This window comes from Mesorhizobium loti (assembly GCF_013170705.1).
Taxonomy (GTDB): domain Bacteria; phylum Pseudomonadota; class Alphaproteobacteria; order Rhizobiales; family Rhizobiaceae; genus Mesorhizobium; species Mesorhizobium loti_D.
In genome coordinates this window covers 832,172-856,716 of the sequence record NZ_CP033334.1, presented here as the reverse complement: position 1 = coordinate 856,716, position 24,545 = coordinate 832,172, and the positions used below count along the sequence as shown (strand labels likewise).

The following is a 24,545-nucleotide window of genomic DNA, read 5'->3' as shown; positions in this document are numbered from 1 at the left end:
GCCTCAGGCTGCCCGGGGTGTCTTGCCCGGCGCGACCTTTGCCGCAGCGGGCGCGATCGCGCCGGTGCGACGCTCGGCACGGCCCGAAGGCATGGAAAGATAGAAGATGCGCTTCTGTTCGGCCCGCCCGCGCGACACCGAATCAAGGATCAGCCCGGTCACCGCCGCAAGCATCGACAGGAGCAGCAAACCGACCGACAGCACCCAGGTCGGTATGCGCGGGACAAGGCCGGTTTCGGCGAACTCGACCAGCACCGGCGCCATCAGCAACAGGCTCGAGGCCAGGAAGAACAGCGAAAAGGCGCCGAAGAAGCGCAGCGGCTGCGTCTCCTTCATCAGCATGGCGAACATCCACAGGATCCTGGCGCCGTCGCCAAAGGTCGACAGTTTCGACGACGACCCGACCGGCCGGCGGCCGTAGTCGAGCGCGATTTCGCTGACCGGCAATTTGAGCTGCGAGGCGTGCACCGACATTTCGGTCTCGATCTCGAAGCCGCCGGAGACGGCTGGAAAGCTCTTGACGAAGCGCCTGGTGAAGACACGGTAGCCGGAGAAGATGTCGGTGAAATCGCTGCCGAACAGCCATTTGTAGAGCGCGTTGAAGGCGCGGTTGCCGAAAGCATGGCCGGCCCGTCCGGCGTCGTCGGCGACGCCGCGCCTTGTGCCCACCACCATGTCGGAACGTTCGGTCAGCAGCGTGTTGATCAGCTGTGGCGCGTCCTCGGGCGCATAGGTGCCGTCGCCGTCGGCCATCAGATAGATATCGGCATCGATGTCGGCGAACATGCGGCGCACCACATTGCCCTTGCCCTGGCGCGGCTCGCGCACGACGATGGCACCGGCCGCTCGGGCGCGCAGGGCAGTCAGGTCCTTCGAATTGTTGTCATAGACATAGACGGTGGCGGCCGGCAGCGTTTCGCGGAACCGCCGCACCACCTCGGCGATGGTCGGCTCCTCATTGTAGCAAGGCAGGAGCACGGCGATGAAAGGTTCGTGGTCTTGCGGCATTTTCGTCTCCGAATGCCTTGTCGACCACACGGCCGCGCGCCGGAAACCGGCCTCATCCAGGCGGTTTTACTATTTATTGAAGCCGTTAAGGCTAGGTTTAAGACCGACTTCATGAGTGTCGATTGGCCTGGAAAGGTCCGGCATTCCCGCCAAGGGCGATCGGGATGGGCACAGCAAGGGGAACTTCCGCGGGGAAGTCCGATATCGCGTTCGCGCTGCTCGCCGCCTTGCTGCTGCTGGGCCTCAATGCGTGTGCCGGGTTCCCGCAGCTGGCCAATCCGGCGGGTGACAATGACAGCCTGCTGCAACTGGTCGAAGTCCGCGATCTGCTGGCCGGCCAGGGCTGGTTCGACCTGCACCAGTACAGGATGGGGCTGGAAGGCGGCTTCGTCATGCATTGGTCGCGGCTGCTCGACGCACCGCTGGCGCTTGCGATCCTCGCTGTTTCGGCCCTGACCGGCAGCACCGCCCTGGCCGAACAGATCGTGCAGATAGTCTGGCCTTTCCTGCAATTCTTTCTCGCGATGTTCTTCATCATCCGCGCGGCGCGCGCTTTCGCCGGGGCACACGCCGTGCTGCCCGCCGCCGTCGTAGGTGGCGCGGCCCTGTACTACGTCGGTATTTTTTCTCCCGGCGCGCTCGATCATCACAATGTCCAGCTGGTGCTGACCCTGGCGAGCCTTGCCCTGCTGCTTGAGGCACCCACGCGCCGACCGGCAGCCTTTGTCGCGGGCATCTGCGCGACATTGACCTTGGCCATCGGCATGGAAAGCGCTCCCTATGCCGGAGCCCTCGGCGCCGTCGTCGCGCTGCTGTTTCTCGCCGCGGGTGATGCCGAAAGGCTGATCGCCGGGGATTTCGGCCTCGGCGTCGCCGGCGTCTCGGCCCTTGTCTTCGTCGCCACCGTCCCGGCTTCATCCTGGAGCCAGGCCCAGTGCGACACATTCTCGGTCGTGCAATTCGCGGTCACCGGGCTTGCCGGAGCCGGTTTGGCAGCGATTGCCTCCTTGAGGGCCGCCAATGCAACGGCTGCCCGCCGCCTGACCTCGCTCGGTCTGCTTGCCCTCACGCTCGCTCTGGTCGTGGTGCTCCTGTTCCCGCAATGCCTGGCGGCGCCCTATGCCCATCTCGACCCGCGCCTGCAGCAGATGTGGCTCGGCCATATCGAGGAGGCGCAGTCGATCGTCCAGCTTGTCTCCGACGACCCGGCCAGGGTGGTGGCGCGTTTTGCCACGCCCCTGGTGGCGATTGTGCTGATGGCGCTTCGCCTCGGCCATGGCGGCTGGCGGCGGCAGGACAGCCTCGTCGGCGCGCTGCTGATCGTTGCGGTCCTGGTCAGCGCCTGGGAAGTCCGCGGCTCGACCTTCTCCATTGCCTTCGCGGTGATCCCGCTTTCGGCCTGGATCGCCAAATGGCGGCAGCAGGCCGAGATCAGCCCGTCCGGCGGCTCGATGCTCAGGATGGCCGCCGCCTGGTTGATCTCGGTCAATGCGATCTGGTCGGGCGCCGCTCAAGCCGCATCGCGCGCCTTCGAGACCGGTGCGCCTGCCAGCGACGCCAGCATCGATGCGCCCTGCAACAGCAAGGCCTCGTTCGCGGCACTCGGCGCGATGACGCCCACCACGGTCCTTGCCATCTCCAATCTTGGCTCGCCGATCCTCGCCTTCACCGGTCACCGCGTTTTCGCCGGTCCCTACCATCGCAACGTCGCGGGAAACCTGCTCGTGTTCGATGCCTTGCTGGGCTCGGCCGCCGACGCGAAAGCCATCGTCGAAAGCCACCATGTCGGCCTTGTCGCGCTCTGCCGCGGCAACACGGAAAGCCGGCTGTTCGCGGCCAAGGCGCCGGACGGTTTCCTGGCCGGGCTGATGCGCGGCAACGTACCGGACTGGCTGGAGCCGGCGGCGGGAACCCGTGGCACGCCACTTGAACTCTACCGCGTCAAGTCAAGCGGCTGAAAATCCGCGTGAAAACAAAGGCCTGATGCTCTCTGCGGTCGGCCTCCCGAAGGCATCCGGCTGTCTGTCTGGGCAAGATGGCCGGTGAACCCGCATCCATTTTCCGGGATCATGCGCCGGCTGCGAAAAATTGGTTTTCAGGATACGTTTCCTAAAGGGTTTGCTGCCAGTCTCGGAAATAAATTCCGACGTCAAAAACAGGGACACCGATGCAAACTCCGTTTGGCACCGGTCAGGCAAACAGGGAGAGCACGGATCTGGCCTTCACCGATCCGTTGACCGGGCTTGGCAATCATCGCCGCTTCTTCGACAAGGTCGATCGCCTGATCAGCGACCGCGCCGACGATCCCGCGCCGTTCACCGTCGGCATTCTCGACCTTGACGGCTTCAAGCCGATCAACGACCTGTTCGGCCACAAGGCCGGCGACGACATCCTGATCCAGGTCGCCATGCGGCTGCGCGCCTCGATGGACGGCCACTCGACGGTCTGCCGCATCGGCGCCGACGAATTCGCCTTCCTCTATCCGCTGGTGTTCTCGGAGGAGGCGGCGGCGGAAAAATCCCGCATGCTGATAGAGATCCTGTCGGCGCCCTACGATGTCGGCGAACGCACGGCCAGACTGTCGGCCTCGGTCGGCTGCTCGCTGTTCTATTCCGGCGACGAGACCACCGAGATCCTCATCAACAAGGCCGAAACGGCGCTCTACCACGCCAAGCGCTCTGGCCGTGGCCGGGTCGTCGTCTACACGCGCGAGATGGAAGAGGCGGCCAAGCGCGTCACCCGTATCGAGCAGGCGCTTCGCCGTGCCGTCTCGGCCGGCGAGGTTGAGCCGCATTTCCAGCCGATCGTCGATCTCACCACGCGTCGCACGATCGGCTTCGAGACGCTGGCGCGCTGGACCGATCGCGACCTCGGCGCGGTGCCGCCGACGGTCTTCATTCCCATCGCCGAGGAACGCGGCATCATCGGCCCGTTGTCGCAGCTGGTGCTGCGCAAGGCGACCGAGGCGGCCAGGAGCTGGCCGAATGACCTGTTCCTGTCCTTCAACCTTTCGCCCTCGCAGCTCGTCGACCAGAACACCGGCCTGCACATACTGGCGATCCTCGACCGCACCGGTTTCGACCCGCGCCGGCTGGAGATCGAGATCACCGAGACCGGCCTGATGAACGATCCGGCCTCGGCGGCACAGATCGTCGACGATCTGCGCCGCGTCGGCATCCGCGTCTCGCTCGACGATTTCGGCACCGGCCAGTCCTCGCTTGGGCGCCTGCGCGAATTCCATTTCGACAAGCTCAAGATCGACCGCGCCTTCGTCTCCTCCATTCTCGATGACCGCCCGTCCGAACACATCATCCGCGCCATTCTGGCCATGTGCGAGGGGCTGGGCATGGATGTGGTCGCCGAAGGCATCGAAGAAGAAGCGCAGGCCGACCGCCTGGTCCAGTTCGGCTGCGCCGGCGGGCAGGGCTATCTGTTCGGCCGGCCGGTCGATGCCGACGCCACGCTCGGCTATCTCCGCGATTCCTTCCGTGGTGCCTTGCGCGCCAAGGCGATCTGACCGGGATCCCTGTTCTGCCGGCCATCGCGACATGCGGCGCATGTCGTTTTGTCTGACATAAGCGCGCAAATCCAGCTTTTCGCCCTTGCCCGCGCGACTTGCGTGGCTAGGATGCGCGCCGGTTGGGCTGCAGCGCCACGCGTCCTTCAGCACGCGTAAAGGACGCTGCAGCAGTTTTGGTTTGCACATGAGCCTTTCCGAAAATCGATCCGATTTTCGGGGTCATGTGCGAGGAGAGAAAAGACATGATGCCATCGGCGGATTTTGCCGACCTCAAGGGAGCCTCGGTGCTGATCACCGGCGGCGGGTCCGGGATCGGCGCGGCCCTGACCGAGGGGTTTGTGCGCCAGGGCGCCAACGTCGCCTTCATCGACATCGCCGACGGCCCGAGCACGCTGCTTGCCGACCGCATCGAGAAGGAGTTCGGCCGGCGGCCGCTCTACCTCAAGACCGATCTGCGCGACATCGAGGCGCTGCGGGCCTCGGCGGCCAGGGCGGCCGAGGCGCATGGCGATGTCACGGTGCTCATCAACAATGCCGCGTGGGACGAGCGCCATGCCATCGAGGACGTGACGGTGGAGTTCTGGGACAACAACCAGGCGATTAATCTGCGGCCGCATTTCTTCACCGCGCAGGCGGTGGCGCCGGGCATGAAGCGGGCCGGCGGCGGCTCGATCATCAATTTCACCTCGACATCCTACCTCATCAACCACCCCGACATGCCGGCCTACACCGCCGCCAAGGCGGGCATCCTCGGTTTGACAAAGGGCCTGGCCGGCAAGCTCGGACCCGACCGCATCCGGGTCAACGCCGTCGCGCCCGGCTGGGTGATCACCGAACGGCAGCAGGAACGCTGGGTGACCGAAGGGGCGCTTGCCGCCCATGTCGCCAAGCAATGCATCAAGGACGTCATGCGTCCGGACGACATGGTCGGCACGGTGCTGTTCCTGGCCTCGGACGCGTCGCGCATGCTGACGGCGCAAATGCTGATCGTCGATGGAGGCTTCCTGTGAGCCCACCCAGCAACGCTCCCGCGGTCGCGGCGCTCGACTGGGGCACGACCCGGCTTCGGGCATGGCTCATCGACGGCAGCGGCAAGGTGCTCGCGGAGCGTCGCGGCGATGACGGCCTGATCACGGCGCGCGAAAAGGGGTTCTCCAACGTCCTCGAGGCTCACCTTCGCGCCATGGGGGCACCGGAAAAATTGCCCGTCATCATCTGCGGCATGGCTGGTTCCCGCCAAGGCTGGATCGAGGCGCCCTATGTGCCCGTGCCGGCGCCGATCGGCGCCATCCTGCGCGGTGCGGCCCGCGTCGAGGACGGGCGCCGCGACATCCGCATCGTGCCGGGCCTTGCCCAGCGTCTGGCCGACGCGCCGGATGTCATGCGCGGCGAGGAAACGCAGCTTGCCGGGGCTGGTTTGCCGGCAAAGGGGCGGCATCTCGCCTGCATGCCGGGCACGCACTCGAAATGGGTCGTGGTCGAGGAGGGCGCGGTCGCCGGCTTCGGCACCTGGCCGACGGGCGAATTGTTCTCGGTACTGGCGGAGCATTCGATCCTCAAGCATTCGCTGGGCGAGCATGCGGCTCCGGTGGCCGTGGACAACCCATTCTTCCGGCAATGGTGCGAACGCGCGCTTGGCGAGGGCGGCGACGTCACCTCCAAGCTGTTCGCCATCCGTGCCGCCGGGCTCCTGCAGGACCTGCGGTCGCAGGATGCGTCGGCCTGCCTGTCCGGGCTTTTGATCGGCGGCGAGATCGCCTCGGCGAAGCGCCGCTACGGCGCCGGCGACGCGCCGGTCGTGCTGATCGCGTCCGGCGCGCTCGCATCGCTCTATTCGGCCGCGCTTGACCTTGCAGGACTTGCCTTCCGCACGGTCGATGCGGATGAAGCTGTGCGTGCCGGCCTTGTCGAGGCCGCGCGCGAGAACGGCATGATTGCCAGAACCGGAGCCTTGGCATGACCGAGACCGCAGCCTTTCCGAAGCTCAAGCGCGGGCTGGTCGCCATCCTGCGCGGCCTGAAGCCGACTGAGGCGATTGCCATGGGGCAGGCGCTGTTCGACGCCGGCATCGAGGCGATTGAAGTGCCGCTCAACTCGCCCCAGCCATTCTCGTCGATCGCCAGGATTGTCCAAGTGCTGCCGAAGTCGGCCCTGGTCGGCGCCGGCACGGTTCTGACGGCGGCCGATGTCGACGGCCTGCACAAGGCCGGCGGGCGGCTCCTGGTCAGTCCCAACATCGATGCCGAGGTGATGGCGCGTGCCACGCACTATGGCATGGTGACGATGCCCGGCGTGTTCACGCCCACCGAGGCTTTCCAGGCGATCCGGCTCGGCGCTTCGGCCCTGAAATTCTTTCCGGCGAGCGTGCTCGGGGCAAGCGGCATTTCGGCGATCCGGGCGGTGCTGCCGGCACAGACCCTGGTCGGCGCGGTCGGCGGCGTTTCGGAGAAGGATTTTGCCGGCTACAAGGCCGTCGGGGTCACGGTCTTCGGCCTCGGCTCCAGCCTGTTCAAGCCCGGCATGAGCGTCGACGATGTGGCGGTGCGTGCGCACGCCGCCGTCGCGGCCTGGGATGCGGTGTTCGGAGACGCATGATGATTGAAGCGATCGTTTCCGTTTTTTCCGACCATGTCTGCCAGCTCGGCGAAGGACCGAGCTACGATCCCGCCACCGACGCGCTGTTCTGGTTCGACATCGTCAACGGCCAGCTTCTGGAGAAGCAGCTGTCGGGCGGCGCGACCAAGGTCCATGATCTCGGCCAGATGGCGAGCGCCATCGCCATCATCGACGACAAGCGGCAGCTGGTCGCCACCGAGACGGGGCTTTTTGTCCGCGACGTCGCGACCGGCAAGATGGCTCTGCACACGCCGATCGAAGCCGACAATCCGGTCACCCGCTCCAATGATTCCCGCGTCCATCCCTGCGGTGCCTTCTGGGTCGGCACCATGGCCAAGGACGAGCGCAAGGGCGCGGGCTCGATCTACTGGTTTTTCAAGGGTGAGCTGCGCAAACTGTTTTCCGACATTACCGTGTCGAACTCGATCTGTTTTTCCGAGAACGGAACGATCGCCTATTACACCGACACCGCGACCGGCCTTTTGATGCGCATCGCCTGCGATCCGTCGACTGGTCTGCCGGTTGGCGAGTCGAAAGTGTTCGTGGATCATCGCTCTTCGAAGGGCTACGTCGACGGCTCCGTCGTCGACCGCGACGGCGTGCTGTGGAACGCGGTGTGGGGCGGTAAGGCGGTCAAGGCCTATTCGCCCGATGGAACATTGTTGCGCGAAATTCCAATGCCGGTGACGCAGGCGTCCTGCCCGGCCTTCGTCGGCGCCAAAGCCGACCGGCTGGCGGTGACTTCGGCCTGGAAAGGTAAGGATGACAAACAGCGCCAGCTCGACCCGCAGGCAGGCATGACCTTCCTCATCGATATTCCCGTCAACGGCCGCTTTGAGCCGCGCGTGCTGATCGCCTGAACGGATCGGTCACCGCTCTGGCGCTGCTATCACGCAGGCGTCTGGCCTGCGTCGGTTTCCCGAAAGCCGTTTGCGTCCGCCGTGCGATGGTAGGCGATCGCACCGCCGGAGCCGGATGATTTCAGGTCGATTCGACCTGAAATCTGAAGCCGTCTCCAAATCGAAGAGATAGAGCATTATGTCGTCCGAAAACCGCTCCGCGCTTTTCGGCATCATGCTCCAGGAACCGTTCATCGATGTCGAGCCACAAGCCAAAGCTGATCCTTGTCTACGAGCCGGAAAAGGCCTGCTTCGACCGATTGATCTCCGACGGCCACCCACCGCAGCGCGCCGCCGAAATCTCGTCCTACCTGGCACAATCGACGGATCTTGCCCCTGAATTCGGTGCCCTTGCCGCCGCCTGCGAGGCACGCGGTCTCACCTTTACGCCGGTGGCACTCGACGATGCCGCCCAGGCGCTTGACGGCGGGGATGCGGAGAACACGCTGATCTGGACGCTGTCCGACGGCGTCGCCTATTTCCGTGGCGGCGCCGCTCCCGCGCTGGCCAGGCTCAAGGGATTGAGGACCGTCGGCGCCGACGATTCGCTGTTCGCGCTCTGCCAGGACAAGTTCCGCTCTGGCGCAGTGCTCGGCGCGCTCGGCCTGCCGGTGCCGCAGGCCGGCCTTGCCCGGAATGGCAAATGGCTGGTCGAGCCCCCGGCTTCCGCCGCCGGCTGGTTCGTCAAGCCAAACCGGCTCGGCGCCAAGATCGGCATCTGGCCGGATTCGCGTGCGGCCGATCTCGGTCACGCGCTGGAGCTTAGCCGGCGCGTCTTTGCCGCCTATCGTGACGACGTCGTCGTCCAGCCCTATGTCGCCGGCCGCAACGTGCGCGCCAGCTTCCTCGGGCTGACGCCGGAAACCGGCACCGAAGCGCTCGGCATTGCCTTTGTCGATTCGGGCGGCGATTTCCAGACCATGGCCGACAGTCTGGCGCTCTACGGTGAAACCGGCGAGGCCGCGAAGGCGGCGGGACTCTATGCTGAGCCGGAACTGGTTGCCGTCGCCGACCTTCAACCCGCCGCCGATGCCAGGATTCGTGCGATCGCCGGGCGGCTGATCAGCGGGCTTGGCCTGCGCGACGTGTTTTCCGTCGACCTGCGCGTCGAGGCGGACGACACGGTTCATCTGATCGAATTCGAGGTCTGCCCCGGCCTGCCCTGCTTCGATTTCCGCGCCTATTGCCGCCAGCAGTGGGGTCTGGAGCTTGCCGACGCCATGGCCGAAACCGCGGCGAGCCGGCTGATCGGCCAGAAGCGTCTATAGACGGCACTGCCGAAACCGCCGAACTTGGCGGCGTGCGGCTCGGGCCGCACGCCTTGACGCGTCCCGCTCTGCCCTTAGTGTCGGCTTGACAACTTACTCCTGCCAAGGCCGCGCGATGAACACCACGCCTGTCGTCCCTGAAACCCTGCACCATCACATCAGGCGGATGACCGGGCGCGATCCGCATGAAGGGCATCGTGTCGCCACCCCGCTCGAACTTCTGTTCGATCTGACCTTCGTGACGGCGTTCAGCTTTGCCTCCTCGCAGCTGGCCCACGCACTGGCGGAAGGCCATTACACCTCGGCCTTGCTCGGCTTTGCTTTCGCCAGCTTCGCCATCTGCTGGGCCTGGGTCAATTTCTCCTGGTTCTCCTCGGCCTATGACACCGACGACTGGGTTTTCCGCCTCGTCACCATGGTGCAGATGATCGGCGTGCTGGTGCTGGCCGTCGGCCTGCCACGCATGTTCGCTTCCATCGAGCACGGCGAGCATCTCGACAATTCGGTGATGGTGCTTGGCTATGTGATCATGCGGGTGGCCATGATCTTCCAGTGGCTGCGCGCCGCGAGACAGGATCCCGCCCGGCGCCGCGCCTGCCTTACCTATGCCAAGGCAATCGCGGTTGCCCAGATCGGCTGGGTGGTGCAGATCGTCGTCGATTTCCCGGTCGGCACCAGCATCATACTGGCCATCATCCTCGGCCTCATCGAGCTGGCGGGGCCGGTGGTCGCCGAACGCAGGGATGGCGGCACGCCGTGGCATGCGCACCACATGGCCGAGCGTTACAGCCTGTTCGCCATCATCGCGCTGGGGGAAGGGGTTGTCGGCACGCTCGCGAGCCTGTCGGCCGTGGTCGAGGAACAGGGCTGGTCCCTGGACGCGGCCCTGGTCTGCATCGCCGGCACCGGGCTCACCTTCGGCATGTGGTGGGTCTATTACATGCTGCCCTCAGCGCCGATATTGCACGCCCACCGCAACCGCGCTTTCGTCTGGGGCTATGGCCAGATGCTGATCGTCACCGCCATCGTCGCGACCGGCGCCGGCCTGCATGTCGCGGCCTACTTCATCGAGCACAAGGCGCATGTCGGCCCGCTTGCGACGCTGCTTGCCACCGCGATTCCCGTCAGTGTCTTCCTGGCGGCGATCTATGTGCTCTACACCTATCTCGTCAGGCGCTTCGACCCGTTCCACATCTGGCTGCTGGTCGCGACGGCGGCGGTCGTGGCGCTTGCCATCCTCGCCGCGCTTGCCGGTGTCGATATGGCGGTCTGCCTCGTCATCCTGATGCTGGCGCCGGCCGTCACCGTCGTCGGCTACGAAACGCTCGGGCATCGCCACCAGGCGGAAGCACTGGCCAGCGACGAGCATTCGGCGGTGACTTAGTACACCGGCTATCCCGCAGGCATTCGCTCGAATGCCTGCAAGGAAGGATCGAGAATATCCCAGCCATGGCTGCGGATCGTGTAGGTGACGGCCTGCGGCTTGAAATCGCTGGGGTCGTCGAGGCTGGCCGCGGAAACCGTGATCAGCTCCGGCATGGCGACATATGTCAGATAGACCGGTGTTCCGCAGGTCGGGCAGAAGGCGTGGATCTTTTCGTTGCCGCTGTCAGCGGCCACCCGCCAGGTGCTCGCGTCGCCGGTAATCGCCATATCGGCGCGCTGGCCGAAGGTCAGATAGGATCCGTGGCCAGTGCCGGCGCGCCTCTGGCAATCGCGGCATTGGCAATGGTTCTGGAAGATCGGCTCGCCGCTGGTCTCATAGCGGATCGCGCCGCACGCGCAGCCGCCTCGATAGCGCTTGGTCATTGTCGTTCTCCGCGGGCCTGGTTCCGCACGATATCCCGGCATGTCAGGCCGATTTCGGCTTGGCGAAAAGGTCGATGCCGCTGCCGGTTTCGAGGAAGGATTTCATGCTGGACAGCACGGCCGGCCAGCCCTGGCTGACGCCTTTCGCCATGCCGCTGCCGGCTTCGAGTTCGTCATGGGTGACGGTCAGCCGCACCATGGTGTCGTATTCCTCGATGCCGAACGTCACCCGGCTGTATTTGGACGGGTCGTCGGCCTGCGAGGCGTTCGCCCAGGTCATCACCAGACGGGTCGGCGGTTCGATTTCGACGACCTTGCCGACCAGTTCGACGGTGCGCTCGTCATTGGCGCGGATATGTTCCCATTTCGATCCCGCCTTCCAGTCGGAGACGTTTTCGTGACCCCAGTAGCGCCGTGCGATGTCTGGCCTGGTTATGGCCTCGAACACCTTTTGCGGCGTCGAGCTGATATAGGTCACGTAGACAAAACTGGTCGTCTCTCGGGTCATTGGCCCTCTCCTTCGAGTTCTTGCTTCAGGTCGTGCAGCAGGCTGAGCCGCTGCCGTTCGAACTTTCGCACCCAGCGCTCGTAGACTTCGTGCAGCGGCACCGGGTTGATGAAGTGCAGCTTCTCGCGGCCGCGCTTGACCGTGCTCACCAGATTGGCCGCCTCCAGGAGGTCGATGTGCTGGGTGGCGGATTGCCTTGCCATGTCCAGATGTTCGCAAAGCTGGCCGAGCGTCTGCCCGTTCTTCTCGCAGAGAAGGTCAAGCAGCCTTCTGCGTGTCGGGTCGCCCAGCGCTTTGAAAACCTTGTCGGCGTCCATCGGTCTCAATCTGTTGTGGGGTCATAATATGCAGGCAAATACCTGCATGTCAATCGTCAATCGTTCCCGCCTCGCCCTGCTCGACGAAGCTATCGGGCTCTGACCTCGATTGCTGGATGGCTAGCGTTGTCCCGTTGCCGGCCAACGGCTGTGGCGGGTCGTCGGCCAGGCCGCACGGCTGGCTGACAACATTACGGATGATGTGGGCTTCGGAGTGGGTGCTGCGCCCTTGGGCCAAGCACGGGGCGCGCCTTCACGACTTCGCCGGGATCATTCCCAGCTCCCACTCTACCGAAATGGGGTCTCAGATGCCTTCGACCAGCACGATCTCGCCGTCGGCGACCTTCTGGCGGATGGCGACAGCGCGCTGGTATTCGGGTGAGTGATAGCAGTCATGCGCGACCGCGAGCGATTCGAATTCGATGATCACGTTGCGTCCGCGCCCTGGCCCTTCGGCCTTTTCATGCGCGCCGCCGCGCGCCAGAAATTTGGCGCCGAACCGGTCGAAGGCCAGCTTTGAAGCGGCGACGTAGTCCTTGTAGCCTTCGGCATCGCGCACATCGACGCGGGCGATCCAATATCCCTTGGGCATGCTTTTTCTCCGAGTTTCTGTCCGTCAAGCGAGGACCGGTCTTAAGAATCGCCCCGCGACGGCTCGTGGTTCTTGGGTCACCGCAGGGGGACAAGCGCAGCGTACCCAAAGCGGCGGAGCATCGGAAGCGCGGAAAACGCCGCCGCCGGGGCGGAGTTTGGAACTGGCCCTCAGGCAGAGCGCATTTCTTCCAGAATGGCTTCGGCCGCCTCGCGTCGGTTGGCCGCCGCGACGATCGGCCGAGCCACGACAAGGTGGCTGGCACCGTTGCGGATCGCCTGCGCCGGCGTCACCACGCGTTTCTGGTCGCCATGGTCGCTGCCCGCCGGCCGGATGCCGGGCGTTACCACCGCCATGTCGGGTCCGACGATGCGGCGCACGGCTTCGGCTTCGGCGGCCGAGCAGACGATGCCGCCCATGCCGGCGTGCAGCGCCTGTTCCGAACGCCTGAGCACCAGCGTGTGCGGATCATATTCATAGCCGACATCGATCATGTCCTGCTCGTCCATCGAGGTCAGCACGCTGACGGCGAGCAGGCAAAGGTCGCTGCCGCGTGCCGCCTCCACCGCCGCGCGCATTGCCTTCGGATAGGCGTGGATGGTCAGCATGGTCATGCCCATCTTGACGATGTTCTCGACGCCCTTGGCCACCGTGTGGTCGATGTCGAGCAGCTTCATGTCGAGGAAGATCCTGGTGCCGCCGCTGGCCAGTTCCCTGGCGAAGTCCAGTCCGCCGGCGAAGGCCAGCTGATAGCCGATCTTGTAGAAGGAGACGACGCCGTCGAGTTCGCGCACCGCCTGCTCGGCTTCCCTCACGGTCGGCACGTCGAGACCGACGATCAGTCTTTCCTGCATGGATTTCGCCTGCATGGGCTGGGTCTGCATGGTTGCGGAGATCACGCCTCGATCCGCGTGGACAGCATGCGCGAGGTTTCGATCAGCGTGCGGCATAGATGCTCCATCGATTTGTGCAGTCTCTCGTCACGAAAATTGCCGCCTTCCGCGAAGGCGTCGTCGCCGTCGGGCACCGAGCATTCCGGCGTCACCACCTCCATCTGGCAGCGCACCAGCACGGCGCGCAGATGGTTGATGCAGCGGATGCCGGCGAAGTGCCCGTTGGAGGAGGAGCAGAGGGCGGCCACCTTGCCGGCAAGCGGCCTGACCGGCCGGCCGCCATCGCGGCGCACGCGGCTAACCCAATCGATCGTGTTCTTCAGCAGCGGCGGGATCGAGCCATTGTATTCCGGCGTGGCGATCAGCAGCCCGTCATGCGCGGCGATCAGGCGGCCGAGCTTGACGGCGTTTTCCGGAACGCCCTTTTCCTTCTCAAGGTCCTCGTCGAGGATCGGCAGGGGATAGTCGGCGAGCGAAATGCGGGTCACCTCGGCGCCCTGCACCGCAAGTTCCTTCTGCGCCACGTCGGCGGTCCTGCCGCTATAGGCGCCCGTCCGGTTCGACCCGGCGAAGACGAGGATTCTCGGGATCACTGCCATTAGCCATCCTTGCTCCCGGACAGGTACAGCCAAGGTTCGATCAAATCAACGCCAACTTCGTCATCCCTGGACGAAGCAGGAGCGAAGTTCCGTCGCGGAGACCCTGGGATCCATGCCGTGACCTTGGCCGCGGAGCGCAGCGGAGCAGAATTCTGCACCGCAGAGGAACTAATGCGCTTCCCTGCGATAGATCCACAGCTGCGTCGGCGGGATGTTGCGGATGATGAAATCGAAATGCTTGACCGTATAGTCGCCACGTCCGGCTGGGATCGGCGACATCGGGCCATAGGTCAGCTGCACGATAGGCCGGCCAGCCGGGATACGGTCAAGCAGGCTCTCTATATAGGCGATACGCTGGGCGACCGGGAAGTTGAGCAACGGCACGCCGGACACGACGGAATCGAAGACCATGCCGCTCCGCTCGCCAAGCGTGGCGTTGAGGTTGAAGGCATCGCCCTCGATGACGTTGACGCCGGGATAGAGGCAACGCAGGTGGCGGACGAAATCGGTGTTGTATTCGACCGCGTAGAGGTTTTCGGGCCGCACGCCCTGGGCGAGGATGGCGCGAGTGATGACCCCGGTTCCGGGGCCGACCTCGAGCACCGGCAGGCCGGACCTGGGATTGACGATCGAGGCCATCTTGCGCGCGGTGACCGAACTGGTCGGAACGATCGAGCCGACCGTCTTGGGTTTGTCGATCCAGCCCTTGAAGAATTTGAGTTCGTCGTCGAACTTCTCGGCTAGCGCCTTCCGCAGTCCGTGACCACGTGTCATGCAAGCTCTCCTCAACGCTCCCCGCAAGCTACTTAACACCTGGTTGACGCAAGGCAAGGCACGGCCATGCCGATGTCGTGGATAAGATAGATTTCGTCGCGCCTCGGGATTCGGCGCGTTTCATCCGACCACGCGCCATTCCTGCTCGATCAACGCTCGCCGAAGGATTCGAAGAAATCCTTCATGCGGGCGAAAAACCCGCTCGATTGGGGCGAATTCTCCTGCGAGGAGAGCTGTTCGAATTCCTCCAGCAACTCGCGCTGGCGGCGGGTAAGGTTCTGCGGCGTCTCGACCGCGGTCTGGATATAGAGATCGCCGACATTGGGCTGGCGCAACACCGGCATGCCCTTGCCCTTGAGCCGGAACTGGCGCCCGTTCTGGGTGCCTTCGGGCACCTTCACCTTGGTCTGGCTGCCGTCCAGCGTCGTCACCTCGAACGAGCCGCCAAGGGCTGCCGTCGTCATCGAGATCGGCACCTTGCAGTAGAGATCGGCGCCATCGCGCTGGAAGAATTCGTGCGGCTTCACCGCCAGGAAAATGTAGAGGTCGCCCGAAGGCCCGCCGCGCAGGCCGGCCTCGCCCTCATTGGCCAGGCGGATGCGGGTGCCGTCCTCGATGCCGGCCGGAATGTTGACCGACAGCGAGCGCTCCTCGGTGACGCGGCCCTGGCCGGCGCATTTCGGGCATGGATCCTTGATGGTCTGGCCGCGGCCCTGGCATTGCGGGCAGGTGCGCTCGATCGAGAAAAAGCCTTGCGTGGCGCGCACCTTGCCGTGGCCGTGGCACATCGAGCAGGTGACAGGCTGGGTGCCGGGCTTGGCGCCGCTGCCGGAGCATTCGGAGCAGGAGATCGAGGCCGGCACGCGAATCTGCGCGGTTTTTCCCGCGAAGGCCTCTTCCAGCGAGATTTCCATGTTGTAGCGCAGGTCGGCGCCGCGCTCGCGGCCACCCGACGAGCGGCGCTGACGCCCGCCCATCATGTCGCCGAAAATATCCTCGAAGATGTCGGCGAAGCCGCCGGCGCCAAAGCCTTGCGCGCCGCCATTCATGCCCTGCTCGAAGGCGGCGTGACCGAAGCGGTCATAGGCCGCGCGCTTCTGCGGGTCCTTCAGCGTCTCGTAGGCTTCGTTGATTTCCTTGAACTTGTGCTCGCAGGAATGATCGCCGGGGTTGCGGTCGGGATGGAACTGCATGGCGAGCTTGCGGAAAGCGCTCTTGAGCTCCTTCTCGTCGGCGCCCTTTTGCACGCCCAGCGTTTCGTAGAAATCAGCTTTCATTTTTTCCCGCTGTCCGGATGCTCAACGTCTTGATGCATTGTTGCGTCGTTTGCCGGCACGTCGTCTCGATTTAGGATTGGTGCCGCCCGGATGCCAGTGCTGGCGTGCGCCTGTCCGGGCTTTTCTGTCGTTTTTTCGGCAAGGCCCCGCACTTTTTCGGCAAGGGTTGCAAAAAAGCCCGGCTTTACGCCGGGCTTTCCGCTTTATTTTGCCGTCGGGCGGCTCAGGCCGACTTCTTCTTGTCGTCGTCCTCGTCGATTTCCTCGAAATCGGCATCGACCACGTCGGAGTCCTTGGCGGCATCCGCCTTGGCGTCGGCTTCCGCCGCTTCCTTCTGCGAGGCCTCGTACATGGCCTGGCCAAGCTTCATCGAAGCTTCGGCAAGTGCCTGGCTCTTGGCCTCGATGTCGGCCGCGTCGTCGCCCTCGGCCGCGGTCTTCAGCGCCGCGATCGCATCCGATATCGCCGTGCGTTCGGCTTCCGAGACCTTGTCGCCATATTCCTTCAGCGACTTCTCGGAAGAGTGCACCAGCGCCTCGGCCTGGTTACGGGCCTCGACCACGGCGCGACGCTTCTTGTCCGTCTCGGCATTGGCCTCGGCGTCCTTGACCATCTTCTCGATGTCGGCGTCCGAAAGGCCGCCAGAAGCCTGGATGCGGATCTGGTGCTCCTTGCCGGTGCCCTTGTCCTTGGCCGAAACATTGACGATGCCGTTGGCGTCGATGTCGAAGGTGACCTCGATCTGCGGCACGCCGCGCGGCGCCGGCGGAATGCCGACCAGGTCGAACTGGCCAAGCGCCTTGTTGTCGGCCGCCATTTCACGCTCGCCCTGGAAGACCCGGATGGTCACCGCCGACTGCGAATCCTCGGCGGTCGAGAACACCTGGCTCTTCTTGGTCGGGATCGTCGTGTTGCGCTCGATCAGCCGTGTGAACACGCCACCCAGCGTCTCGATGCCGAGCGACAGCGGCGTCACGTCGAGCAGCAGCACGTCCTTGACGTCGCCCTGCAGCACGCCGGCCTGGATGGCGGCGCCGAGTGCGACGACCTCATCCGGGTTGACGCCCTTGTGGGGCTCCTTGCCAAAGAACTGCTTCACGATCTCCTGGATCTTGGGCATGCGGGTCATGCCGCCGACCAGGACCACTTCGTCGATCTCGCCGGCCTTCAGGCCGGCATCCTTGAGCGCCGCCTTGCAGGGCTCGATGGTGCGCTGGACGAGATCCTCGACCAGGCTTTCGAACTTGGCGCGCGTCAGCTTCAGCGTCAGGTGCTTCGGCCCCGTCGCGTCGGCGGTGATGAAGGGCAGGTTGATTTCGGTCTGCGTCGTCGAAGACAGCTCGATCTTGGCCTTTTCAGCCGCCTCCTTGAGGCGCTGCAGGGCCAGCTTGTCGTTCTTCAGATCGATGCCTTGTTCCTTCTTGAACTCGGCCGCCAGGTACTCGACCAGGCGCATGTCGAAATCTTCGCCGCCGAGGAAAGTGTCGCCATTGGTCGACTTCACCTCGAACACGCCGTCGCCGATTTCCAGCACCGAAATGTCGAACGTGCCGCCGCCAAGGTCATAAACGGCAATGGTCTTGCCGTCCTTCTTGTCGAGGCCGTAGGCAAGCGCTGCCGCCGTCGGCTCGTTGATGATGCGCAGCACTTCGAGGCCGGCGATCTTGCCGGCATCCTTGGTCGCCTGGCGCTGGGCGTCGTTGAAGTAGGCCGGAACGGTGATGACCGCCTTCTCGACCTTCTCGCCGAGATAGGCTTCCGCCGTCTCCTTCATCTTCTGCAGGATCATGGCCGAGATCTGCGAGGGCGACTGCTTCTTGCCGCCGGCCTCGACCCAGGCATCGCCATTGTCGCCCTTGACGATCTTGTAGGGGACAAGCTTCTTGTCCTTCTCCGTCACCGGATCGTCATAGCGGCGGCCGATCAGGCGCTTGACCGCGAAGATGGTATTTTCAGGATTGGTGACCGCCTGGCGCTTGGCCGGCTGGCCGACCAGACGTTCGCCGTCGCCAGAGATGGCGACGATGGAAGGCGTCGTGCGTGCGCCTTCCGCATTCTCGATCACCTTCGGCTCCTTGCCATCCATGATGGCGATGCAGGAATTTGTGGTGCCGAGATCGATACCGATTACTTTTGCCATTTTTCTAGTCTCTCCGCTAAGCAGGCTTTCAGGACCCGTGAAGGCGTTCCGACGAAAGCCCCTGTTCACAAGAAATCCCGTTCGGCAACCGGTGTCCCCGGCGTCGGACGGCTTGGCGCGTATATAAGAACAGGCAGCATCGGGCGCAAGCATTCTGCGCAAGGCTTTCATGAACCTTTCCACCTCCGCCCGCGACTGACGTCCAGGTGCCGCATGGTGCGGCCCGGAAAGGAAGTCCCCATGACCAGCAACCGAGAGGCTCCACGGTCTCCGGGAACAACAGGAACTCGGCGCGACCGCCGCCTTCGGGACGGTGTCGACGCGCTGGGCTTCCCGCTGCTTCCGTTGACCCTAGGTAAGAGCAGGCGTATCGTAATGAAGAGGAAAGCAGACAATTCGATCAGGGATGAACGTGCCGGACCGCCGCGCCCTGCCCTGATTTGCGCGGCACAGCCGGATATTCCTCCCGTAGACTTCGGGGGGAGTTCTATGTCTTGCGATCACGGCCTGTCAGTGTCTTCTCGCGTCAGCCGTTTGCGCCGCCTGGTCAAGAAGACCGGCGGCGTTCTTGCATTCGCCCTGACCGCCGGCCTCTGGCTTGGCGGCGCCGCCCGGGCGCAGGACACCCAGATCATCTATCCAGGCTCGATGGCGGTCACCGGCTTTCCCGGCACCGTCATCCCCAATTTCGACGAGGGCCTGCCGCCCGGCGTCGATCCGGTCGACGAAACCTTCATCGACACCACGCGCGCCACCTTGCGCGTGTTCGACGTTTCGCACCTGGGTGGACCGGCATCGGGCCAGCTCGTCTTCACGCCGCCGCCTTTCGAGGTGACATCAGGCCAGATCGGCGAGGTGTTCGGCCTCACCTATGATGACGGCGTGCGCGATGGGGTGCCATCGGGCATTCCCAACCTTTATGCCGCCGCCACCTCGCTGCATGGCATCGAGATCGTCACGCCGGACGCCGACAAGGATGGCAGGCCGGAGCGGCAGCGCCGTGGAACGGCAGGCGCGACCTTCATGGATGGCCAGTTCGGTACCGAAAATGGTGGCGGGCCGGGCACCATCTGGAAGATCGACGGCATCACCGGCCAGGTCGCCAAATTCGCCGACATCGACACCAACAGCGGTCCCGGCATCGGCAATATCACATTCGATCCCAGCCACCGCCAGTTCTTCGCCTCAGACCTCGACACCGGCCTGATCCATCGCATGGACGCCAATGGCAGGCTGATCGACACCTTCGATCATGGCGTCGCCGGGCGGCCGGCGCATGGCCTGGCTCCGATCGCCGACGACGGCGCGGTGATGGACATACAGGGCGCGGCGTTCGACACGGAGGACCCCGAGACCTGGGGCTACACCCAGGACGAGCGCCGCGTCTGGGCCGTTTCCTATCATGGCGGCCGTCTCTATTATTCGGTCGGCGAAAAATCGGAGGTCTGGTCGGTCGGCATCGCCCGAGACGGCACCTTTGCCGGCGACCCGCGCTGGGAGCTGACGGTCAAGGCCGACAAGGACTACGCCGTCACCGACATCGCCTTCGACAACAGCGGCTTCATGTATCTCGCCCAGCGCGGCCCGATCGAGAACCGCTACGACTACAGCCGCTTCGCAGATTCCGGCAAGGGCGAGGTCATCCGCTACTTCAGGGAAAATCCGGACGATCCGGCAACGGAATCGGTCTGGGTGGAAGCGCCGCAGGAATACGCGGTCGGCTTCCCGCAAGGTTTCAGGCAGTCGGCCGGCGGCCTCGACCTGCAATATGGCTATGACGCCGACGGCAATCTCGACACCTCGGTCTGCACGCAGACGCTGGTCAACACCGGCGACAAGCTGCGCGACAATCCGACGCTCGCCGAACAGCTCGCCGCCGGCGGCCCCCTCGCCGTGCATGGCGTGCAGATCATGCCCAAGGATCTGGTCAAGCCGGCCAACGCGCCGCCCTTCGGCTCCTGGTTCGTCGATTTCGACGGCTATTTCGAGGATCCCGAGGTGGAAGGCCATGTCGGCGACGTCGCCGTCTGGCACCCCTGCGAGGGCCGCGCCGGCTATTATGAAGAAATCCCGGGCGGCTATCTGCCACCCTTCTACCCGCCGGACTTCCCACCGCCCGGCAACCTGCCACCGTGTCTCGACGTTGAAGATATCAGGTACTACTGCACGCCTTCGGGCCTCGAGGCCGATCTCTATCTCCATGACCATGCCGGCTTCGGCGGCGATTCGATCAAGGTCCAGCCTTCGAATGAAACAAAGTCCAGGACGCCAGGCGTCGGGGTGACCACACCCATGTCGCATGCGCCCGGCACGCCGTACACGATCAACATCACCGGCCACTATCCGGGCGACAGAGTGGACGTTGGACTTTGCTTCTACAGGAAGTCCGACAAGGACAAGGGTGGCTACTACCCTTGCTGCAAGATGACCTTGCCGCTCCGCACCCCAGCCGTCAGCTGCGAACGTTGAGGAGGGGAAGATGAACAATCTCGCACTCTCCCCGCTCGCGCGAAACAACTCAACCGACAAGCTGTCAATCGTCATGGAGACGATCATGAGACCCCTGTCATACGCCAGGCGCGGCGCGCGCTGGCTGATGGCGGCCGGGGTCGCGGTCGCCATGCTCACCCCCCTCGCAAGCCACGCGGAAGACGCCGCGCCGGTCACGCCGGAACTGAGGCTCGACCTCGACAATTCGCGCGTCGTCAATCCGAGGCCGGAACGGGTCGTGCCGTTCTTCACCAAGAAAGGCACCCAGAGAGGCTGCGACTCTGTCGTCTACTCCCTGAGCTTTGGCCTGCGCGGTGATCCTCAGGGCTTTGCCGATCCGGGTCTTGTGGCCTTGCTGAAGAAACTCAAGATCGAGTTCAAGGACCAGCTTCCGCACGGCTTGGCCATCGTCAACGTGAATGTATCCGGCGACGGCACGGATGCCTCCGGCGGATCACTGCCGGGCGCGACGATCAGCAACACGGCGGGTCCCAGCGATACCGCAACGGTGTCCGACTTCCGGCTCTCCGCCGACGATCTCGACGGCGCCGGGGCCGCCAATGAACGCGTCATCAATTTCCAGATCACGGCCAGGATCGACCATGCTGCGTTTCCTTCGCCGACGATCATCGACAATCAGGGCCTGATCAAGGTGAGCAACGGAGCCGGCACCGGCACCATCATCCCGTCGCAGGATCCGAGCAAACCCGACGATGGCGACTACAAGACCGGCGTGAAGACCTCGATCAAGATCGATGTCACCAAGTGCGAACCGCCGCCGCCACCTCCCGGCAAGGAATGCTTCAAGGTGGAACGCGGCACCGTCGATTGCGTACCCGGCGGCGGTGCCTTCATCTACCACATGCCGGTCGGCCCGGAGATGGGCGGCAAGTGGGTGCAGGTGTCGACCACCACGCCCGGCATCACCATCATCCCTGACACCCAGCTGGTGCCGGCGGGCGGCGGCGTGCTCAACTGGAAGATCGTCGGCGCATCGCCCGGCGACGTCATCCACCTTATCGTCACCGGCATCGAGACCTATGCCGGCCCGAAGGAAGGCTGGGGCCTGTGCTGCACGCAGACCATCGACATCGTCATCCCGCGCGACCAGCGTTGCCCGCCCAGGGACAAGGAGCCAGACCTCAAGGTCGAGAAACGCGCCGATGTCGCGCGCTGCACCATGGCCGGCGGCTGCGACTTCACCATCAGGGTCACCAATGTCGGCACCGCACCCTACAACGGCAAGATCGTGCTCGACGAGGTGACGCTGCCGGCCGGCTCGACGCTGAGCTCAGGGCCCAATCCGCCCTGGGTCTGCGTGCCCGGCACCACCCCGATGACGTGCACCTATCCGATGACCACGCTCAATCCGGGGGCCTTTGTCGACCTCAAGCTCGGCTTCAAGCCGGCCGGGGGCTGGCAGGGCGGTGCGCTGCGCAACTGCGCCGCCTACAACTATGCCGCCAGCGGCAAGCCGTTGTTCGGCAGCCAGTCGAACGACCGTGGCTGCGCCTCGATCCCGATCTGCCGCCGTGGCGATCGTGACCGCGACTGCCAGCCGCCGGTCGAGAAGAAGGTCGACCTGATCCTGAAGAAGCGTGCCCGCACCGAAATCTGCACGGCCGACGGCGTCTGTTTCTTCGTGATCGACATCATCAACAACGGCACCTCGACCTATACCGGGCCGCTGACGGTGATCGACAACTATCCCGGCGGCGCACCGGCCTCCTCGACCTTCGGGCCGAGCCCGCCCTGGACATGCGGCCCGAACGGCCCCGGTCAGTTCCGCTGCGACAACCCCGGCATCGCGCTGCCCGTGGGCGCCTCGACGCCGATCTTCGTCAAGGCGGTCATGCCGGCCGATTACCGGTCGGACACGGTCGAGAACTGCGCCGAGGCGAAGGCCGTTCCCGGTGAGGTCGACCTCACCAACAACAAGGCCTGCGCCAAGGAGCGCATCCGTCGTCCCAATGGTGGCCAGCCCGGCCTGCGCATCACCAAGGTGTGCAGCGGCTCGCTGGCCGGTGCCGCGGCCGTTTCTTGCCGCATCACCGTCTCCAACGCCGGCACGGCGGCTCCCGCCGGTCCGGTGCGGGTCAACGATGCCGCCACGCTGGTGTCGGGAGGCGCGCCCGTCCAGATCCAGACCGTCACTCCAGACGGCGCGGAATGGGCGTGCGGACCGGTTCCGGCCAACACGCTGTCGTGCCAGATTCCCGGTGCCGTCATGGCACCCGGAACCAGCCGCCACTTCGACGTGACGGTCTCGGCCAATGGCGAGTTCGAGAACTGCGCGCGCGGCTTCTATGGGCCGGCGCAAGGCGACGATGTCGTCTACCCGATTGGCCAGGCCTGCGCCAAGGGCGGCGGCTCCTCGACCATTCGTGTCGAGAAGACCGGCGACCGCGAATGCCGGCTGGGCCAGCCCTGCTCGTTCGACATCACCATCTCCAATGATGGAACGAGCCCCTTCTCCGGCCCGGTTCGCATCGGCGATGCGATCGGCGTGGAAGGGCTCGGCCGGCTGGACGGCGTTGCGATCACCTCGATCGACCCGCCCTTCGGCTGCTCGCCCGAACCGGCGAGCTTGCCTCTGTCCTGCATAGCCACCCTGACGCTCGGGGCCGGCGAAAGCCAGTCGCATCATGTCACAGTGGTCATTCCCGACGACGGGCGCCTTGCCAATCTGCGGGGCGACGTCAATGGCCAGAACTGCGTTGGTGTCCTGTCTCCCGACACGCGGGTCCAGGGCGGCGGCGACGTGCTGTCCAAGGATGCGACCAATGTGCAGGGCGATCGCGGCAAGGCCTATGCGTGCCACCCCTTCACCATCACGCATGAGGTGAAGAACCAGTGCTCGCCGGGCTTCGTCATGAACGACGCCGGCCGCTGCGTCTGCCCGGAAGGCACCACCTTCCGCAATGGCCAGTGCACCGGCGGCGGCACCAATCTTCTGCCGCTTCCCGTGCCGCCGCCCAAGCGCTGCGTGCTGCTCGAAGGCCAGATCCGGACCGAGGACGGGCGCTGCGTCTGCCCGCGCGGCACAGCGCTGGAGAACGGCGCCTGCGTCAGGACCGACAGGCCCGAGCAGTGCACCATCCGTGGCCAGATCCACGATGCCAACGGCGATTGCGTCTGTCCGCAAGGCACTGAGGTGCGTAACGGCGCCTGCCGCCCGGCCCGGCCGAAGCCTCAGCAGTGCCGCATCCCCGGCCAGGTCCGCAATGCCGATGGCGATTGCGTCTGTCCGCAAGGCACCGAGGTGCGCAACGGCGCCTGCCGTCCGGTCCGGCCGAAGCCCGACCAGTGCACCATCCGGGGCCAGGTGCACGATGCCAACGGCGATTGCGTCTGCCCGCGGGGTACCGAGGTGCAGGGCAATGCCTGCCGGCGCAAGCAGCCGCAGGTGGAGCCGTGCGACATACGCGGCCAGGTCCACAACAAGCGCGGCGAGTGTGTCTGTCCGCGTGGGACCGATGTGATCGACGGCGCATGCCGCAAGCCCAGGCAGCAGGCGGAATGCGCACCGGGCTCGCAGATGGTCAATGGCCAGTGCCAGCCGATCTTCAAGAGGCGTTGCCCGGAAGGCACGGTTGGACGCTATCCCAACTGCCGGCCGATGCGCGGGCAGCCGTCACTGGAGCTCAACCCCGGCCTGCTGCTGCAGCAGGTCTTGCCACGGCGCCTGCCGCAGGCTGAACAGCAGCAGGATCCGGCACCAAGCAGGATCCTGAAGCTCCAGCAGCAGTAGCCGTCCGCTTGACGCCAGACCTTGGGCCCGCCGGAGCAATCCGGCGGGTTTCTTCGTCATGTCCCGGCAAGCGGGAATTGGCTG

The 24,545-nt window shown here is 64.9% G+C and carries 20 protein-coding genes; 10 read left to right on the top strand and 10 right to left on the bottom strand.

The window, feature by feature from the left end:
* Positions 1-3 precede the first annotated feature (3 nt).
* Complete coding sequence (locus EB815_RS04000) at positions 4-1,008, bottom strand: glycosyltransferase (RefSeq protein ID WP_056573902.1); 1,005 nt, start codon at positions 1,006-1,008, stop codon at positions 4-6.
* A gap of 164 nt (positions 1,009-1,172) precedes the next feature.
* Between EB815_RS04000 and EB815_RS03995 the strand changes: the two genes are divergently transcribed.
* From EB815_RS03995 to EB815_RS03960, 8 genes are all read left to right on the top strand, one after another.
* A complete protein-coding gene (locus EB815_RS03995; RefSeq protein ID WP_056573899.1) occupies positions 1,173-2,966 on the top strand; it encodes a hypothetical protein in 1,794 nt (597 codons plus the stop codon).
* Positions 2,967-3,175: 209 nt separating this feature from the next.
* Positions 3,176-4,525, top strand: a complete 1,350-nt coding sequence (locus tag EB815_RS03990; RefSeq protein WP_056573896.1) for a putative bifunctional diguanylate cyclase/phosphodiesterase — start codon at positions 3,176-3,178, stop codon at positions 4,523-4,525.
* 245 nt (positions 4,526-4,770) lie between these two features.
* On the top strand, positions 4,771-5,538 hold the full coding sequence (locus EB815_RS03985) for an SDR family NAD(P)-dependent oxidoreductase (RefSeq protein ID WP_056573893.1): 768 nt from the start codon (positions 4,771-4,773) through the stop codon (positions 5,536-5,538).
* Complete coding sequence (locus EB815_RS03980; protein ID WP_056573890.1) at positions 5,535-6,488, top strand: 2-dehydro-3-deoxygalactonokinase; 954 nt, start codon at positions 5,535-5,537, stop codon at positions 6,486-6,488. Before EB815_RS03985 ends, EB815_RS03980 begins: the two co-directional genes overlap by 4 nt.
* Positions 6,485-7,123, top strand: coding sequence for a 2-dehydro-3-deoxy-6-phosphogalactonate aldolase (locus tag EB815_RS03975; RefSeq protein ID WP_056573887.1), 639 nt, complete (start codon positions 6,485-6,487; stop codon positions 7,121-7,123). The genes EB815_RS03980 and EB815_RS03975 overlap by 4 nt, the downstream gene beginning before the upstream one ends.
* Complete coding sequence (locus EB815_RS03970) at positions 7,123-8,004, top strand: SMP-30/gluconolactonase/LRE family protein (protein WP_056576313.1); 882 nt, start codon at positions 7,123-7,125, stop codon at positions 8,002-8,004. Before EB815_RS03975 ends, EB815_RS03970 begins: the two co-directional genes overlap by 1 nt.
* A 236-nt stretch (positions 8,005-8,240) precedes the next feature.
* Positions 8,241-9,311 carry a D-alanine:D-lactate ligase-like protein gene (locus EB815_RS03965; RefSeq protein WP_056573884.1) on the top strand — a complete coding sequence of 357 codons (1,071 nt, stop codon included), beginning with the start codon at positions 8,241-8,243 and terminating at the stop codon, positions 9,309-9,311.
* 115 nt (positions 9,312-9,426) lie between these two features.
* The gene (locus EB815_RS03960) at positions 9,427-10,695 is read left to right on the top strand and encodes a low temperature requirement protein A (RefSeq protein WP_056573881.1); all 1,269 of its coding nucleotides are present in this window, start codon (positions 9,427-9,429) and stop codon (positions 10,693-10,695) included.
* Positions 10,696-10,703: 8 nt separating this feature from the next.
* Here EB815_RS03960 and EB815_RS03955 read toward each other — a convergent pair whose 3' ends face one another.
* The 9 genes from EB815_RS03955 to dnaK form a co-directional block, all read right to left on the bottom strand.
* The gene (locus tag EB815_RS03955) at positions 10,704-11,120 is read right to left on the bottom strand and encodes a GFA family protein (protein WP_056573878.1); all 417 of its coding nucleotides are present in this window, start codon (positions 11,118-11,120) and stop codon (positions 10,704-10,706) included.
* Between the two features lie 43 nt (positions 11,121-11,163).
* Complete coding sequence (locus tag EB815_RS03950; protein WP_056573875.1) at positions 11,164-11,628, bottom strand: SRPBCC family protein; 465 nt, start codon at positions 11,626-11,628, stop codon at positions 11,164-11,166.
* Positions 11,625-11,945: an ArsR/SmtB family transcription factor gene (locus EB815_RS03945; protein WP_056573871.1), complete on the bottom strand. Its 321-nt coding sequence runs from the start codon at positions 11,943-11,945 to the stop codon at positions 11,625-11,627. The genes EB815_RS03950 and EB815_RS03945 overlap by 4 nt, the downstream gene beginning before the upstream one ends.
* 304 nt (positions 11,946-12,249) lie before the next feature.
* Positions 12,250-12,537, bottom strand: coding sequence for a DUF1330 domain-containing protein (locus EB815_RS03940; RefSeq protein WP_056573865.1), 288 nt, complete (start codon positions 12,535-12,537; stop codon positions 12,250-12,252).
* Between the two features lie 170 nt (positions 12,538-12,707).
* Positions 12,708-13,406 carry an orotidine-5'-phosphate decarboxylase gene (gene pyrF / locus EB815_RS03935; protein WP_056576310.1) on the bottom strand — a complete coding sequence of 233 codons (699 nt, stop codon included), beginning with the start codon at positions 13,404-13,406 and terminating at the stop codon, positions 12,708-12,710.
* Between the two features lie 26 nt (positions 13,407-13,432).
* A complete protein-coding gene (locus EB815_RS03930) occupies positions 13,433-14,029 on the bottom strand; it encodes an NADPH-dependent FMN reductase (RefSeq protein WP_056573862.1) in 597 nt (198 codons plus the stop codon).
* Positions 14,030-14,197: 168 nt separating this feature from the next.
* Positions 14,198-14,803 (bottom strand): phospholipid N-methyltransferase PmtA, encoded by a 606-nt coding sequence (gene pmtA / locus EB815_RS03925; protein WP_056573859.1) that lies wholly within the window; start codon positions 14,801-14,803, stop codon positions 14,198-14,200.
* A 149-nt stretch (positions 14,804-14,952) separates the two neighbouring features.
* Complete coding sequence (gene dnaJ, locus EB815_RS03920; protein ID WP_056573856.1) at positions 14,953-16,080, bottom strand: molecular chaperone DnaJ; 1,128 nt, start codon at positions 16,078-16,080, stop codon at positions 14,953-14,955.
* Positions 16,081-16,303: 223 nt separating this feature from the next.
* Positions 16,304-18,220, bottom strand: a complete 1,917-nt coding sequence (dnaK, locus tag EB815_RS03915; RefSeq protein ID WP_056573851.1) for a molecular chaperone DnaK — start codon at positions 18,218-18,220, stop codon at positions 16,304-16,306.
* Positions 18,221-18,433: 213 nt separating this feature from the next.
* On the opposite strand from dnaK, the gene EB815_RS03910 reads away from it, so the two are divergent.
* Complete coding sequence (locus tag EB815_RS03910; RefSeq protein WP_056573848.1) at positions 18,434-20,689, top strand: hypothetical protein; 2,256 nt, start codon at positions 18,434-18,436, stop codon at positions 20,687-20,689.
* 10 nt (positions 20,690-20,699) lie between these two features.
* On the top strand, positions 20,700-24,461 hold the full coding sequence (locus EB815_RS03905) for a hypothetical protein (RefSeq protein ID WP_056573845.1): 3,762 nt from the start codon (positions 20,700-20,702) through the stop codon (positions 24,459-24,461).
* Positions 24,462-24,545: the final 84 nt, after the last annotated feature.

Excerpts from the sequence above, each read along its gene's own strand:
- EB815_RS04000 (WP_056573902.1), bottom strand. The coding sequence starts at position 1,008 with ATGCCGCAAGACCACGAACCTTTCATCGCCGTGCTCCTGCCTTGCTAC.
- EB815_RS03995 (WP_056573899.1), top strand. The coding sequence starts at position 1,173 with ATGGGCACAGCAAGGGGAACTTCCGCGGGGAAGTCCGATATCGCGTTC.
- EB815_RS03990 (WP_056573896.1), top strand. The coding sequence starts at position 3,176 with ATGCAAACTCCGTTTGGCACCGGTCAGGCAAACAGGGAGAGCACGGAT.
- EB815_RS03985 (WP_056573893.1), top strand. The coding sequence starts at position 4,771 with ATGATGCCATCGGCGGATTTTGCCGACCTCAAGGGAGCCTCGGTGCTG.
- EB815_RS03975 (WP_056573887.1), top strand. The coding sequence starts at position 6,485 with ATGACCGAGACCGCAGCCTTTCCGAAGCTCAAGCGCGGGCTGGTCGCC.
- EB815_RS03970 (WP_056576313.1), top strand. The coding sequence starts at position 7,123 with ATGATTGAAGCGATCGTTTCCGTTTTTTCCGACCATGTCTGCCAGCTC.
- EB815_RS03965 (WP_056573884.1), top strand. The coding sequence starts at position 8,241 with ATGTCGAGCCACAAGCCAAAGCTGATCCTTGTCTACGAGCCGGAAAAG.
- EB815_RS03960 (WP_056573881.1), top strand. The coding sequence starts at position 9,427 with ATGAACACCACGCCTGTCGTCCCTGAAACCCTGCACCATCACATCAGG.
- EB815_RS03955 (WP_056573878.1), bottom strand. The coding sequence starts at position 11,120 with ATGACCAAGCGCTATCGAGGCGGCTGCGCGTGCGGCGCGATCCGCTAT.
- EB815_RS03950 (WP_056573875.1), bottom strand. The coding sequence starts at position 11,628 with ATGACCCGAGAGACGACCAGTTTTGTCTACGTGACCTATATCAGCTCG.
- EB815_RS03945 (WP_056573871.1), bottom strand. The coding sequence starts at position 11,945 with ATGGACGCCGACAAGGTTTTCAAAGCGCTGGGCGACCCGACACGCAGA.
- EB815_RS03940 (WP_056573865.1), bottom strand. The coding sequence starts at position 12,537 with ATGCCCAAGGGATATTGGATCGCCCGCGTCGATGTGCGCGATGCCGAA.
- pyrF (WP_056576310.1), bottom strand. The coding sequence starts at position 13,406 with ATGCAGGCGAAATCCATGCAGGAAAGACTGATCGTCGGTCTCGACGTG.
- EB815_RS03930 (WP_056573862.1), bottom strand. The coding sequence starts at position 14,029 with ATGGCAGTGATCCCGAGAATCCTCGTCTTCGCCGGGTCGAACCGGACG.
- pmtA (WP_056573859.1), bottom strand. The coding sequence starts at position 14,803 with ATGACACGTGGTCACGGACTGCGGAAGGCGCTAGCCGAGAAGTTCGAC.
- dnaJ (WP_056573856.1), bottom strand. The coding sequence starts at position 16,080 with ATGAAAGCTGATTTCTACGAAACGCTGGGCGTGCAAAAGGGCGCCGAC.
- dnaK (WP_056573851.1), bottom strand. The coding sequence starts at position 18,220 with ATGGCAAAAGTAATCGGTATCGATCTCGGCACCACAAATTCCTGCATC.
- EB815_RS03910 (WP_056573848.1), top strand. The coding sequence starts at position 18,434 with ATGGTGCGGCCCGGAAAGGAAGTCCCCATGACCAGCAACCGAGAGGCT.
- EB815_RS03905 (WP_056573845.1), top strand. The coding sequence starts at position 20,700 with ATGAACAATCTCGCACTCTCCCCGCTCGCGCGAAACAACTCAACCGAC.